We start from the raw sequence: 15,336 nt of genomic DNA, 5'->3' as shown, positions 1-15,336 counted from the left end.
TCTACTCAAAAAAAGCTTATCAGGTCTTATTTTGCTAAGATCTAACAAGCTTTGTTTACAACTATTTATTATTTATCTGTTATAAATCATAATTTTCTTCTTTAAAAATTTCATGAATCTTATTGATATCTTTTGTTTTTCCTAGTGCTAACATAAGTTTAAGACGTGCTTTAGGTCCACGCATATCACTGCCCATAATCACACCGAGATCAGAAAGTTCTTTGCCACCGCCTGCATAACCATAGCTTTCAAAAACACGTCCTGAGTTACATCTAGAAACAATCACAACAACTACCCCTTTATCAATTGCATAACGAATGCCTTCTAGCATTTTAGGAGAGACATTACCTCTTCCCATTGCTTCAATGACAATGCCTACTGCCCCAAGATCAACACTACTGCGAATAAAACGTTCATCCATATCAAGTACGGCCTTAATAAGATCTACTTTACGTTCTACAACATCTGTATCAATATGTTGGCGGTAAGCAATATCGCGATACACAATAAAGTCATTCGTATCAATAATACCAAGTGGTCCATAAGGTGACTGGAATGTATTGAGCGAAAGCGTATTTGTTTTGGTAACCTCTGCTGCTGCATTCACCTCGTTGTTAAGCACAACGAGTACGCCTTTATTTTGGGCCTTAGGTGAGATAGCTGTACACACTGCGGCAGCTAAATTACTTGAACCATCATATCCGAGTTCTGAACTACTACGCATGGCACCTACTACGACAACAGGCTTTTCATGATTTATTGTTAAATCTAAGAAATAAGCTGTTTCCTCTAACGTATCTGTCCCATGGGTTACAATTACACCTGTAATATCTTCTTCATTAAGCTTTTCTATAATTAACTTTTTAAGCTCTAAAAGTTTATTAATGGTCATATGTGGGCCTGGAATTTCGGAGAAATTCACCACTTCAATATCTGCAATTTTATCAATGTTATAAACCATTGATAAAATTTGTTCTCCTGATAAAGTAGGAATGGCTGCACCAATCTCCTCATCTACAGTCATTGAAATTGTTCCACCGGTAAAAATAATACAAACTTTAGGTTTATTCATGCTGTTTACTCCTTATGTCAAATAAATTCTCCTATTATTATAACTTATTTCCACCACTCTTAACCATTTTTTTTATACATCTATCCATTTTTATGTTTATTACTATTTTCTTTTTGCAAGTTCTTCTGCAACCTCTTCCCATGTTAAACCTTTTTCAGCCATCATAACCGTAAGATGATACATTAAATCTGCAATTTCAAAGGTAATCTCTTTGTAATCCTCTTCTTTAGCCGCAATAATAACTTCTGTACATTCTTCGCCAACTTTTTTAAGAATTTTATTAAGTCCTTTATCAAATAAATAATTTGTATAGGAACCTTCTTTTGGATTTGCCTTACGATCACTAATGACATCATAAAGTTCTGAAAGCATTCCTTTTTCTTCCTTGCCTTCTGTTTTGATTTGTTCAGCTACAACTAAGTCATCTTTTAGTTCACGATAAAAACAGCTTGAGTGTCCTGTATGACAAGAAATCCCACCAGCTTGCTCGATTTGAAGAAGCAATGTATCGCCATCACAATCTATACTAATACTCTTTAAATATTGATAGTGTGATGATGTTTCACCTTTAAGCCAAAGAGATTGTCTACTTCTGCTATAGTAGTGTACTTTCCCTGTTTCTAAAGTTTTACGAAGTGCCTCCTCGTTCATATAAGCAAGCATTCTTACCTTTTTAGAATGTAAATCCTGTGCAATAACTGGTACGAGCCCCTTTTCGTCAAATTTAACTTCTTTGATAAATTCTGCTTGATTCATGTCTTCTCCTCCTAAATATGCCTTTTCCTATGTCTATCTACTTATTACTGCCTTATTCCTGCGACGCTATACTATAAGCGAACGGGTATATTATTTGCCCTTAAATAAGTCTTTAAATCTTTAATTTCCAATTCTTTAAAGTGGAATAAAGAAGCTGCCAGTGCTGCATCTGCTTTACCTTCTTCAAATGCTTCTAAAAAGTGGGCTTTGTTCCCTGCGCCACCTGATGCAATAACGGGAATATTAACAGCTTCGCTTACTGCACGTGTAAGAGCAAGGTCATAACCTTTTTTTGTGCCATCTGCATTCATACTTGTTAAAAGTATTTCTCCTGCACCACGTTTTTCAGCTTCTTTCGCCCATGCGATGGCATCAATGCCTGTCGGAATACGTCCACCATGAATATAAACTTCAAAACCGCTCCCATCCAATCTGCGTTTTGCATCAATGGCTACAACAATGCACTGATTACCAAAGCGTTCTGCACCCTTGTTAATAAGACTTGGATCTTTAATAGCTGCTGAATTCATGCCAATCTTATCTGCGCCTGCACTTAAAATATTACGAATATCTTCAATGCTTCTTACACCACCACCTACAGTTAATGGAATAAAAACTTCTTGTGCCGTCTTTTCCACAACATCTAAAATAATATTTCGCTCGTCTGATGAAGCTGTAATATCTAAAAATACAACTTCATCAGCGCCAGCATCACTGTAAGCCTTAGCAATTTTAACAGGGTCCCCTGCATCAATTAAGTTTACAAAGTTAACCCCTTTTACAACCCGGCCACCTTTTACATCTAAACAAGGAATAATACGTTTACTGAGCATCTTGCCACCTCCTAACTAAAACGCTTTGCTGCTTCTTCTAAGTCAATTGCACCTATATAAATGGCTTTTCCAATAATTGCACCATGTACATGAATTTGTTCCAGTCTCTCAAGATCTGCCATACAAGAGACACCACCTGATGCTATAATTTGTAAATTAGTTTCATCTACAAGTTTCTTTGTTTCTTCAATATTAGGTCCTTGCATCATACCATCTTTTGAAATATCTGTATAAATAACTGTTTTCACACCCATAACCTCTAACTCTTTGCAAAAATCAAGTGCTGAGGTATTCGTGACTTCAAGCCACCCTTCAATTGCGACTTGCCCATTTTTTGCATCTACACCTACGACAATGCGTTCTGGCCCAAATGTTTCGATAGCTTCCTTTACAAGGGCACGATTTTTAATGGCTGCACTGCCTAAGATGACACGGTCTACACCACAATCTAACTGTGCCTTAATTTGTGCTATATTGCGAATACCACCACCAAGCTCTATCGGAATTTGGATTGCATCTACAATCTCTGCTACAGCCTTTGCATTTTTACTTTCTCCTGCTTTGGCCCCATCTAAATCTACAATGTGCAAATAAGCACCACCAAGGCGTTCCCATTTTTTTGCCATTTCAGCAGGATTTTTACCATAAACCGTTACCTCATTGTAATCGCCTTGTAGCAATCTGACACATTGACCATCTTTTAAGTCTATTGCTGGATAAAGTTTCATCCTTTTAACCCTCCGAAGTTTCTTAATATTTGAAGTCCTACATCCCCACTTTTTTCAGGATGGAACTGTGTTGCATACACATTATCCTTTTGAGCTGAAACGGCAATGCGCGTCCCGTAGGTTGTATAACTGCTTACAATATCAGCTGTTGTCTGCAAATAATACGAATGGACAAAATATACACTACTTTCATCTTTAAGCCCTTCAAATAATGGTGATTTCTTTGTAAATTCTAAAGTATTCCATCCCATATGTGGTACTTTAAGCATTTCTCCATTTACCTGGTGCATATCTTCTTCTCTAAACTTTATAATTTCGCCTGGTAATATTTTTAGGCCTTCATACTCACCATACTCATAACTTTTATCAAATAAAAGCTGCATGCCGAGGCAAATGCCTAAGAAAGGCTTTCCTGCTTTAACTGCCTGATGAATAGCTTCTGTAAGTCCTGTTTCGTTAAGCTGATTAATTGCATCTCTAAACGCACCTACACCGGGTAATACAACCTTATGTGCATTTTGAATAACTTTAGGATCATGTGTAATCTCCGCTTCAAAATTCAAGGCTGCAAATGCCTTTTGGACACTCTTTAAATTTCCCATGCCATAATCTATAATTACAATTTTCATTTCCTGCCTCCTATCTTTCTAGACCTCTAGCATCCCCTTTGTAGAAGGTACACCCTTAATACGTGGATTTAAGGTAACTGCCTGTAATAATGCTTTTGCAAAAGCTTTGCACATACCTTCTACAATATGATGATTATTCTTCCCACGAAGTACCTGTATATGAAGATTCATCCCTGCATTTACACCAACTGCACGGAAAAATTCCTCTACCATTTCTGTATCAAAATCTCCAATTCGATCTGTTGTAAAAGGTGTATCTACATCAATATAAGGACGTCCTGATAAGTCAATCGCACATAAAATAAGTGCTTCATCCATAGGGATAATGGCCTGACCATAACGGTTAATTCCTTCCTTATTCCCAAGTGCTTGTTTGATAGCCTGACCTAATACAATCCCCACATCTTCTACAGTATGATGGCAATCTACTTGTAAATCGCCTTCTGCATTTACGACTAAATCACTTAGTGAATGTTTACCTATATGTGTGAGCATATGATCGAAAAAACCGATACCTGTTGTCACTTTCACAGTCCCCTCACCATCAAGGTTTAAACTAAGATTAATCCTTGTTTCCGCCGTATCACGCCCAATTGCCGCACGTCTCATCTCCTGTTTCCTCCTCTTACCCTTATTTTCATGCATTTTATTATCTCTAATTTTAAAAATCCTCTAGCTTAAACGTCTATTTTAAAGAACTGTCTCCATTTCTTTAAGGGCCTTTAACAGCATTTGATTTTCCGCTGGTGTACCTACCGTAATACGGTAATATGGTTTATCTTCTACATTCATTTTGCGAATATAAATTTGCCTCTTTTCTAAGGCTTCAAAAATCCCCGCTTTAAGCTCACACCAAATAAAGTTAGCATGTGATGGATATGTTTTAATGCCTAAAGCTTGAAGTCCTTTTTCAAGTACTGAACGTTCTGCTATAATCTTTGTAATGTTTTCTTTATAAAGTGCTTTGTTTGCTATAGCCCAAAACGCTGCTTCCTGTGAAAAAATACTTAAATTATAAGGTACACGTACGGTATTGATAAGATCTATGACTTCTGAGCAAGCAATGCCATAACCTACACGAGCCCCTGCTAAGGCATACGCTTTTGAAAATGTTTTTAAAACAATAAGATTGCTATATTCTTTAATAAAAGATATTGCGCTTTCTTTGCAGTCATCAAACTCCGCATAAGCCTCATCTACCACCACAAGTCCCTTAGCTACTTCTAGAATACGCTTAATATCTTCCTTAGCCATAATGCATCCTGTAGGATTATTAGGATTACAAATAAATATAACCTTAGGCTGATGCCTTTGAACACTCTCAATAAATGCTGCTACATCATAAGTAAAGTCTGCCGTTAATGGTACCTTAATTAAACTTGCACTGTTTAAAATACTAAATTGTGCATACATGCTAAATGACGGATAAGGCATCATTACCTTGTCATCATTTTCAATCGTACTGCTTAAGATACAGTCAATAAGTTCATCAGATCCTACACCACATACAATATTTCGTACATCTACGCCAAAGTTGTCTGCTAGTGCCGCACTTAATTTTAAGCTATCTGTATCTGGATAGCGACAGCTGAGCATTTCAGTTGAAAGCCATTTTTGCATATGCTGTACTAAACCTTCTGGTGCCTTATAAGGGCTTTCATTTGCATTTAAGATAACACCTTCTGTCACATAAGCACTGTGATAAGGCTTTAAGTCTCGAAATCTAGGTCTTAAAAATCTCATCATTTCACCTCTTCATCTAATCTGACTTTTACAGAAAGCGCATGAGCAAAAAGTCTTTCACTCTCTGCAAATTTTACAATACCTTCACCAAGTGGCAGTAAGGCATCTCTTGTAAAGGATAAGACACTACTTTTCTTTACAAAATCATCTACACCAAGTGGTGAGAAAAATCTAGCCGTACCATTGGTTGGCAGTACATGGTTAGGTCCTGCCATATAATCACCTACTGGCTCTGGTGTATAATGACCTAAGAAAATAGCGCCTGCATTTGTAATTCTAGTCAGTGCTTCAAATGGTGCTGATACTGCAAGCTCTAAGTGTTCTGGTGCAATTTGATTTGAAAGCTTACAAGCTTCTTCTATATTTTCTACTAAAACAATGGCACAATAATTATTTAAAGACTCATTTAAAATTGCCTTACGAGGCATTGTTTCTACGAATTCAGCCACTTTCTTCACTACTTGATTGGCTAATTCTTTGCTTGTTGTAATGAGTACAGCTGAAGCTAATTCATCATGCTCTGCTTGAGAAAGTAAATCCGCTGCTACAAACGTAGGGTTAGCACTTTCATCAGCTACAATTAAAATTTCACTTGGGCCTGCTATCGAATCAATACTTACATGACCAAATACTTCACGTTTAGCAATCGCCACATAAATATTACCAGGTCCTACGATTTTATCTACTTTCGGAATAGTCTCTGTTCCATAAGCTAAAGCTGCTATAGCTTGTGCTCCACCTATTTTATAAACTTCATCTACACCGGCAATATAGGCTGCTGCAAGTACTTCTTGAGTTAATGTACCATCTTTAGAAGCAGGTGTTGTCATCACAATACGTTTTACCCCAGCTACCTTAGCTGGAATCACATTCATTAGAACAGATGAAGGATAAGCCGCCTTCCCCCCTGGTACATATACACCAGCTATTTCAAGTGGTGTTACACGTTGCCCTAAAATTTCGCCATTGTCTTTAATATCTAACCATGTATTTTGTTTCTGTTTTTCATGAAAATCCGTAATACGTTTTGCGGAACAAAGCATGGCCTTTTGTAAATCTTCTTCTAAGCCTTCAAAAGCACTTTGCATCTCCTCTTTACTTACACGTACATTTTCTGGTGTAATCTCTTTGCAATCCCATTTTGCTGTATATTCAAATAAAGCAGTATCTCCTTTAGTACGAACTGCTTCCACAATCTCTTTTGCTGCAAGTGCAAACTTGCTCGTATCCATATTGCCACGTACTTTAAGTGTTTCTAAAAATTCTTGTTTTGCCCCTTCTGTTTCAATTATTTTAAGCATCTGCTTTCCTCCTTAAGTCCTCAATATTATTAAGTAAATTACGAATCGCATCATGTTTAACTTTCATACTTGCAGTATTTACGATGCATCTTGCCGAAAGTGGTTCAATATCTGCAAGTACTACAAGCCCATTTTCCTGAAGGGTTTTCCCACTTTCTACAATATCCACAATCACATCTGATAGACCTACAATAGGACCTAACTCTACTGAACCATTTAATTTAATAATTTCAACAGGACGATGAAATTTTTCAAAATAGCTTTTTGCAATGGTTGGATATTTTGTTGCTACACGAATAAATTTTCCGGACTCTAAAAGTTCTTTCATTTCAGGTTTTCCTGCTACTGCCATCTTACATGCCCCAAAGCCTAAATCTAATACTTCATATACAGAACGATTTTCCTCTAAAATCGTATCTTTCCCAACAATCCCTATATCTGCCACACCATAATCAACATAAGTAGGCACATCAGATGCTTTTGATAAAAAGAAGCGATATTTGCCATCATCACTTGTAAAAAGTAGTTTTCTGCTTTCTTCTTCCATCTCCTTACAAGTAATTCCTAGTTCTTTTAATAATCCCATAGCTTGCTTAGCTAATCTTCCTTTTGCAAGTGCAAACGTTACTTGTTCCATATAAACCCTCCCATAATACGCTTACTTTATTTTTAACATACTTATTCTATCCCTACATCAATTCATCTACTGATTTGACCTCTACTTGGTCTGTTGCTACATTATAAATCTCAATACTACCCGCTTCTATAAAGTGTAAAATACCACCTATTTTCTTTTCTTTTGCATAGGCCAATGCCTCTTCAAAATTATCAAAGAAACTATTTTCAATTACCATATTTTGTTTTCTTAACTCTTCAGCCACCTCAATGCTTACTTTTCTTGTGTTCTTATAGGAAACAATTAAACTACGATTTGTCTGTGCTTCACTTAAAGGCTGAAGTTGCATAAGGCGCTGCATAAGTATATTAATATTAATACCAAATCCTACAGCAGGTAGGTCTCTTCCAAACTCACTTAATAAATGATCATAACGTCCGCCTTCTGCAAGGGCGCTTCCTACACCTTCACAGAAGATTTGGAACATCATACCTGTATAATATTTCCCATAAGATAATAAGCTAAAATCAAATAAGACATGTTCGCTTACACCATAGTCTTTTAATAGTTCATATAAAGATTCCAATTCATTTAAAGCTTTTTGTGCTCTTTCTGATGTCATTTTTGATTTAATTGCTGTAAGTAATTCAATGCTACCTGCACATTGTGTAAGCTCTAGTAAAAGTCTCAAGGTTTCATCCTCAATTTGTGATAGCTTTAAAATATTTTGAAGTTTTACCCCATCCTTATGTTCCATGACTTCATAAACTTGCTCACGTACCCCTTCACTTAACCCTAAATCACTTAGCACATTTTCTAAAAATTGACTGCTTCCAATATGAATGCTGAACTCTTCAAGTCCTGCTGCTTTAATAGCTGCAATCGCTACCTTAATTACTTCAGCATCTGCTTCTAAGCAGTTTTTGCCAATTAACTCTACACCTGCTTGCGTGAATTCATGAAGCTTCCCTTGATAACGTGCTGGATAGCGGAAACTACTTGCCATATAGCCATAACGTTGTGGCAAAGATGTATTGCTTTTCTGTGTACAAACAACTCTTGCAATGGCACGCGTCATATCACTTCTAAGTGCCATCATTTCCCCTTGACGGCTAATTAAATGATATAAACTAGGTTGTTGAAAATCTTCTTCTCCTACTGTAAAAACATTTAAATATTCAAAAGTAGGTGTTTCAATTAAATCATAACTATAATGACTAAACACCTCTTTTATTTGATTTTGAATCTTATCCTTAAGAGCTGCTTCTGCTCCAATATAATCCTTTACCCCTTCTGGAATATGCAATGTATAGTTCTTCATATCTCGACCTCACTTTACTATGATAAAGTAATAAATTAATAAAGTAAGTATAAACGAAACTTTTCAGAAAATCAATATACTAAACTATAATTTTAAAATATTATATAATATTTTACGTCGTTAATAAACTTTTTTCTTAAAAGCTTATCCCTTTTAGACATTTTGGTACAAAACTTATTATCACAAACAAAAAAGCTAGTACATTATTCTGCCTTATGTACTAGCTTTTTTTATTTCTTATAAATGATATAGTTTCTTATATTTTTCTTCAAAGTAACGAATTAGCGGTCTTGTATTAATGCCCTCATGACAACTTTCTCTAATAATTTCTATTGGTGTTTTAGCTGCACCATATTGATGGATATGTTTATTAAGCCAATTTGTAATACAGCCAAGTTCACCTTTTGCAAGCAAATCTTCTAGTGGCCCTTCTTCTTTCTCTATTTGCTGCATAAACTGTGCCCCATAAACATTGCCTAGTGCATAGGATGGGAAATAGCCAAAAGCACCACCTGCCCAATGGGTATCTTGAAGCACACCCTCCGTATCCGTTTCAGGTACTACACCTAAATAATGCTTCATTTTTTCACGCCAAGCTTCTGGTAAATCCTTCACTTCTAAACTGCCTTCAAAAAGTGCCTTTTCAAGTTCAAAACGTAAAATTACATGTAAGCTATATGTTAATTCATCGGCTTCTGTACGAATTAGTGATGGCGTCACTTTATTAATGCCACGATAAAACGTATCTAAATCAACATCCTTATAACCAGGAATAATTTTTTGTACCTCGCCATAAATAGGCACCCAAAAAGCCTTATTGCGACCTATGATATTTTCATAAAAACGTGATTGACTTTCATGAATCCCCATAGATGTTCCTGTTGCTAGCGGTGTTGCTTCAAAAGCTGGATTAATATTTTGCTCATAAATGCCATGTCCACCTTCATGTAGTACACTAAATAAAGAAGAACGGGCATCATCTAGCATATAATGCGTCGTCAAACGTACATCAAAAGGTGCTGTACCTGTTGTAAATGGATGCTCACTTTCTGAGAGTTTTCCTGAATCCATTTGATAGCCCATGTAATCTAATATAAAATAAGCCAATTTTTCTTGCTCTGCTTTACTAAAATGTCCTATTAGCATACGATCATCAATCTGTTCTTTTTCCTTGATTTCCTCTACAAGTGGTACAATACCATCACGTAGTTCCCTAAAGATAAGTGTAATTTCATCACTTGTAAGGCCTGGTTCAAAATCATCTAGTAAAACATCATAAGGTTTTTGATTCGGATTTCGATAATGCGCCATTTCCTTTAAAGTCGTCACTATCTCTTCTAGATAAGGCTTAAATCCAGCAAAGTCATTATTATTTTTTGCTTTTTCCCAAACATGCTCGCTTTCAGAAGTTAAACGCACAAACTTACTGTAAAGTGCTGTTGGAATATTTTTAGTGGCATCATAGTCTTTTCGTAATTTTTTAGCTGCCCAAATGCTTACCTCATCAAATCTCTCAGGATGTGCTTCAACTTCTTCTAGAAAGGCTCCCATCTCATCAGACACACTCATTTCAAACTGCTGTGTTGAAAGATTTGTAAGTGCACTAATATGTGCTGGTGCTGCATTTTTAGGCGCACCGGTTTTTAAATCCCAATCAATGAGCATAATCGCATGCCCTAAATCACTCATCTGCTTCATATATGCTTTAAACTTTTCCATCTGTTTCTCCTTTTCTATCATTTTATCTTTAGCTTAACACCATCTATTTTCAGCGTCTAGCTTCCTCTTTTAGATTAATGCATAAAAAGAGCTACTTTAAACTGCCGTATAGGCTTACATTTACTGTAGCTCTTTCTAATATATACTTTAATGATCTATCAGCTTAAAAATTTTTCTTAAGCTTTATGAACGTAGCCAAAATAAATCTAAGGCTAAAAAAACTAATGTAAATACAACAACTATTGTGAGCACCAAGGGAATAAGTTCTGACATAATCCCCATAAACATGGCTCTTTTCTCAGCTCTTGTTAAATGTAGTGGCTCACTTGATGCCGTATTTTTCTTATGTGGTTTGTACCATGGCATCCCCTCCACATTCATATCCGCAATGGTACGCCCATCATCTTTAAACTGCTTCATTAATCTTGATTATAAAGGTGGCACGCCACTAAATGACCATTGCCATAATCTTTATATTTAGGTTCTACACTCTTACAGACTTCCATACATTCTTTACAACGTGTATGGAATTTACAACCTGCTGGAGGGTTTGCTGGTGAAGGAATGTCTCCTTCTAGAATAATACGATTCATTTTAACTGTAGGATCCGGAATAGGCACTGCACTAAAGAGTGCTTTTGTATAAGGATGCATTGGGTTACTAAAGATATCTTCTTTACTTCCCATTTCTACCAAGTTTCCTAAATACATAACACCTACTTTATCTGAAATATGTTCTACAACTGAAAGGTCATGAGAAATAAACAGATAGCTAAAACCATGTTCTTTTTGTAAATCTTTTAAAAGGTTGATAACCTGTGCTTGAATAGATACATCAAGGGCTGATACAGGTTCGTCAGCTACAATAAGTTTTGGTTTAAGTGCTAAAGCTCTGGCAATACAAATACGTTGTCTTTGACCCCCTGAGAATTCGTGTGGGTAACGGTCATAATGATGTTCTTGAAGTCCACATTCTTTCATCACTTTAAGTACGTATTCTTTTATTTGCTCTTTTGGTACGATATTATGTTGTCTTACCCCTTCTCCAATAATTGCACCTACTGGCATTCTTGGACTTAGTGAACTATATGGATCTTGGAAAATAAGCTGAATTTCAGGTCGAAGTTCACGCATCTGCTTTTTATTTAATTTAAAGATATCTTTTCCTTCAAATAAAACTTCACCACTAGTTGGTTCTTGTAAGCGAAGAAGTGTGCGTCCTACAGTTGTTTTACCACAGCCAGACTCACCTACAAGCCCCATTGTTGTCCCTTTTTCAATATTAAAAGAAATTCCATTTACAGCTTTAACATTCCCTACTGTTTTTTGAAGCACACCAGCTTTAATAGGGAAGTATTTTACGAGTTCTTTAACTTCTAAAATATTTTCTGCCATTGTTATCTTCCCTCCTTATAACACCAGCATGCTACACCATGAGTTGGTGTAAGCGCTGTAAGACTTGGTACATCGCCACTACATGCTGCAATGCATTCTTCACAACGATCTTTAAATGCACAGTGACTTGGCATATTAATAGGATTTGGTACTTGACCTGGAATCGAATAAAGTTTATCAACCTTCTTATTAACAACTGGCTTACTTTTTAATAACCCTTTTGTATATGGATGACTTGGATTTAAGAATACTTCATGTACATTACCTTGTTCGACAACACGTCCTGCATACATAACAACAACATAATCTGCCATTTCTGCTACAACACCTAGGTCATGCGTAATTAATAAAATACTTGCATCAATCTTATCTTTCAAATCACGAAGTAAGTCAAGAACCTGTGCCTGAATAGTTACGTCAAGGGCTGTTGTTGGCTCATCAGCAATAATCATCTTAGGATTACATGAAAGTGACATAGCAATCACAACACGTTGTCTCATCCCACCTGAAAGTTCATGTGGATAACAATTATAAATTCCCTCTGCTCTCGCAATTCCTACAAGTTTAAGCATCTCAATACTTCTTGCCTTAACTTCTTCTTTACTCATTTGTGGATTATGTAAAGCAATTGTCTCATCTAATTGCATTCCAATCTTGAAGATTGGATTTAAGCTTGTCATTGGTTCTTGGAAAATCATACTGATTTCATTCCCACGAATATGTTGCATCTCACTAATTGGTGTTTTCACAATATCAATTGGACCACTTGAGCGATTGTAACGAATTTGTCCACCTACAATTTGGCCAGTTGGGCCTTGAACAAGCTTCATAAGCGAAAGACTTGTTACAGATTTTCCGCATCCAGACTCTCCTACAAGTGCGACGGTTTTACCAGCTGGAATATCAATTGTGACACCATTTACTGATTTTACAACCCCCATATCTGTAAAGAAATGTGTTTGTAAATTATCGATTTCAATAATATTATTAGGGTCTCTCATCTGTGTTTGATATTCACTAGGTGGGACATTTTTTCTTTTTTTCTCTTTTTCATAAGCTTTAATAATCTTTGCATTTTCTTTTGCAATCGCCTTAAGATGTTTTCTAACTTCTTTTTTACTTACTGCATCTGCCATATCAATCACCTACCTTTTCATTTTAGGGTCAAAGGCATCACGAAGCCCATCGCCAATAAAGTTGAAACCTAATACAGTTATTAAGATGCAAAGTCCTGGTGGTGCCCAGATATTTAAGAAACCTTTCATAATAATAGGGTCTGTTACGGCATTTACCATGTTCCCCCATGAAGCATATGGGAATGGTACCCCAATTCCTAAATAACTTAATGAAGATTCCATTAAAATAACATTACCAATACCAAGTGTTACAAATACAATAAGCTGTGGCATAACATTTGGTATAAGATGTTTAAAAATCTTCTGTGCTGGTCGAAGTCCTATTGCTTCTGTCGCTACCATATACTCTTGGTCACGAAGGCTTAAAATCTGACCACGTACAAGTCTTGCAACACTTGCCCACCCAAGTAAACCAAGTGCTAGCATTAAAACATAAATTTTAGACTGTTGTGGTACACCAAGTGCTAACATTGCAGAACTTAAAATAAGCATAATAGGTAGTGTTGGAATACAGTTAAATACATCTACGATACGCATGATAATATTATCAATCCAGCCACCATAGTATCCTGCAATCCCACCTAATACAATTCCTATAAGTACTTCAATAGCAATAACAACAATTCCTACCATTAACGAGATACGTCCACCATACATAAGTCTTGTTAAAACATCACGCCCATCACGGTCTGTTCCTAAAAGGTGTGTACTTGAAATAGGGGCTTTTGTTAAAATTTTTGTACCTTCTTGAAGTGTATCTTCACTATTAGCCGCAAGCTCTACCCCATCTTTTGTAAAGAAGATATCATACTCTCCATATGAACTGAAAAGTGGTCCAATAAAGGAGAAAATAAGCATTGCCGCAATAAGTACAATCCCTACGATTGCTAATTTATTACGTAAAAAGCGTTTCATAACCATTTGACCTGGTGTGATTACTTTTTCAACTTGAATTGTTTCTTTTTCTTGACCAGATACATCTTGCATGCGATCTTCTGCCATTTCTAAATTTGCCATCTCTTCTCCTCCTTTATCTAAGTCTTACACGTGGGTCTACCACAGCATATAAAATATCAGAAAGTAATGTACCTGCAAGTGTAAGGACTGCAAGGAACATATTGAAGCCCATAATAAATGGAATATCTCCTGCTTTTAAAGCTTGAAGGGCTGTATAACCGATCCCATCAATAGCAAAAATACCTTCTGTAATAATGGCACCTGCAAAAAGTGATGGGAGCATCCCACCTACTAAAGTTACAATTGGGATAAGTGTGTTTCTAAAAGCATGTTTATAAATAACTTTATGTTCACTTAAACCTTTTGCACGCGCTGTACGTACATAATCTGAATTAATTTCTTCAAGCATATTTGTTCTTGAATAACGCATAAGTGCACCCATACTTGTAAATGTAAGTACCACAATTGGTAAAATAAAGTGAACTGCCTTATCCATAACAAGGGCAAAACCTGTATAATCTGCACGTGCTGTGATCATCCCTTGAAGTGGTAACCATCCAAGGCCTACTGAGAACACACGTTGTAAGATTGCTGCAAAGAAGAAACTTGGAAGAGAAATACCTAAGAGTGCTAATGCTGTTACAAAGTAGTCTGTCTTTGTATATTGCTTCGTTGCAGAAATAATCCCTAAAGGAATCCCTATTAAAAGCTGTAAAATAAAAGCTGGCAGTGCTAAGAAGAATGAAGTCCACATTTTAGAACCAATTACTTCTGCTACTGGTTTTTTATATACAAAAGAAGTTCCAAGGTCGCCTTTAATAGCATCTCCTGCCCATGCGAAATACCCTTCTACTACACCTTTATCAAGGCCATATAAAGCTTTTAAATTATCTTTCATTTCTTGTGTTGCATTTGGCATATTTGCCATTGTGTTATCTATGTAATCTCCTGGCATTAAGCGAATCACACCATATAAAATAATGGATACACCAAAGAGTACCACAATACAAGTTAAAAGACGTCTAATAATATAATCTTTCATTGCTGCCTCCTGATTATTTTGAATTTTTATACACTTTACATAATATTTATAAAAAGTGAAAGAAATACCAACCGCCGTAACGGTTGGAT

At 36.2% G+C, this 15,336-nt stretch carries 16 protein-coding genes; all 16 read right to left on the bottom strand.

The genetic code is table 11. The features are described 5' to 3' along the window. Positions 1-79: 79 nt before the first annotated feature. On the bottom strand, positions 80-1,072 hold the full coding sequence (locus tag AC1VAQ_RS06435) for an asparaginase (protein WP_479903655.1): 993 nt from the start codon (positions 1,070-1,072) through the stop codon (positions 80-82). Between the two features lie 102 nt (positions 1,073-1,174). Further along, positions 1,175-1,828, bottom strand: coding sequence for a bifunctional phosphoribosyl-AMP cyclohydrolase/phosphoribosyl-ATP diphosphatase HisIE (gene hisIE, locus AC1VAQ_RS06430; RefSeq protein WP_302596572.1), 654 nt, complete (start codon positions 1,826-1,828; stop codon positions 1,175-1,177). A gap of 71 nt (positions 1,829-1,899) precedes the next feature. Then, entirely contained in the window at positions 1,900-2,661 is a 762-nt protein-coding gene (hisF, locus tag AC1VAQ_RS06425) for an imidazole glycerol phosphate synthase subunit HisF (protein WP_302596573.1), read from the bottom strand. A gap of 11 nt (positions 2,662-2,672) precedes the next feature. After that, positions 2,673-3,389 (bottom strand): 1-(5-phosphoribosyl)-5-[(5-phosphoribosylamino)methylideneamino]imidazole-4-carboxamide isomerase, encoded by a 717-nt coding sequence (gene hisA / locus AC1VAQ_RS06420; RefSeq protein WP_302596574.1) that lies wholly within the window; start codon positions 3,387-3,389, stop codon positions 2,673-2,675. After that, complete coding sequence (hisH, locus tag AC1VAQ_RS06415) at positions 3,386-4,018, bottom strand: imidazole glycerol phosphate synthase subunit HisH (RefSeq protein WP_302596575.1); 633 nt, start codon at positions 4,016-4,018, stop codon at positions 3,386-3,388. Before hisH ends, hisA begins: the two co-directional genes overlap by 4 nt. 18 nt (positions 4,019-4,036) lie before the next feature. Then, positions 4,037-4,627 carry an imidazoleglycerol-phosphate dehydratase HisB gene (hisB, locus tag AC1VAQ_RS06410; RefSeq protein ID WP_302596576.1) on the bottom strand — a complete coding sequence of 197 codons (591 nt, stop codon included), beginning with the start codon at positions 4,625-4,627 and terminating at the stop codon, positions 4,037-4,039. 81 nt (positions 4,628-4,708) lie between these two features. Further along, entirely contained in the window at positions 4,709-5,761 is a 1,053-nt protein-coding gene (gene hisC, locus AC1VAQ_RS06405) for a histidinol-phosphate transaminase (protein ID WP_479903654.1), read from the bottom strand. Further along, entirely contained in the window at positions 5,761-7,062 is a 1,302-nt protein-coding gene (hisD, locus tag AC1VAQ_RS06400) for a histidinol dehydrogenase (protein ID WP_302596578.1), read from the bottom strand. Before hisD ends, hisC begins: the two co-directional genes overlap by 1 nt. Continuing rightward, the gene (hisG, locus tag AC1VAQ_RS06395; protein WP_302596579.1) at positions 7,055-7,699 is read right to left on the bottom strand and encodes an ATP phosphoribosyltransferase; all 645 of its coding nucleotides are present in this window, start codon (positions 7,697-7,699) and stop codon (positions 7,055-7,057) included. Before hisG ends, hisD begins: the two co-directional genes overlap by 8 nt. Before the next feature lie 52 nt (positions 7,700-7,751). After that, a complete protein-coding gene (gene hisZ, locus AC1VAQ_RS06390; protein WP_302596580.1) occupies positions 7,752-8,999 on the bottom strand; it encodes an ATP phosphoribosyltransferase regulatory subunit in 1,248 nt (415 codons plus the stop codon). Positions 9,000-9,236: 237 nt separating this feature from the next. After that, positions 9,237-10,718 (bottom strand): carboxypeptidase M32, encoded by a 1,482-nt coding sequence (locus tag AC1VAQ_RS06385; RefSeq protein WP_302596581.1) that lies wholly within the window; start codon positions 10,716-10,718, stop codon positions 9,237-9,239. Positions 10,719-10,901: 183 nt separating this feature from the next. Then, positions 10,902-11,138: a hypothetical protein gene (locus tag AC1VAQ_RS06380; RefSeq protein ID WP_302596582.1), complete on the bottom strand. Its 237-nt coding sequence runs from the start codon at positions 11,136-11,138 to the stop codon at positions 10,902-10,904. Continuing rightward, positions 11,138-12,112: an ABC transporter ATP-binding protein gene (locus AC1VAQ_RS06375; RefSeq protein ID WP_302596583.1), complete on the bottom strand. Its 975-nt coding sequence runs from the start codon at positions 12,110-12,112 to the stop codon at positions 11,138-11,140. Before AC1VAQ_RS06375 ends, AC1VAQ_RS06380 begins: the two co-directional genes overlap by 1 nt. A 2-nt stretch (positions 12,113-12,114) precedes the next feature. After that, positions 12,115-13,248: an ABC transporter ATP-binding protein gene (locus AC1VAQ_RS06370; RefSeq protein WP_302596584.1), complete on the bottom strand. Its 1,134-nt coding sequence runs from the start codon at positions 13,246-13,248 to the stop codon at positions 12,115-12,117. Between the two features lie 9 nt (positions 13,249-13,257). Next, positions 13,258-14,265 carry an ABC transporter permease gene (locus tag AC1VAQ_RS06365; protein WP_302596585.1) on the bottom strand — a complete coding sequence of 336 codons (1,008 nt, stop codon included), beginning with the start codon at positions 14,263-14,265 and terminating at the stop codon, positions 13,258-13,260. A gap of 13 nt (positions 14,266-14,278) precedes the next feature. Further along, positions 14,279-15,247 carry an ABC transporter permease gene (locus tag AC1VAQ_RS06360; protein ID WP_302596586.1) on the bottom strand — a complete coding sequence of 323 codons (969 nt, stop codon included), beginning with the start codon at positions 15,245-15,247 and terminating at the stop codon, positions 14,279-14,281. Between the last annotated feature and the right edge of the window lie 89 nt (positions 15,248-15,336).

Source organism: Cellulosilyticum sp. (assembly GCF_982396655.1).
Note: the sequence above shows the minus strand (reverse complement) of the source record. Positions and strands in the feature narration are given on the sequence as shown.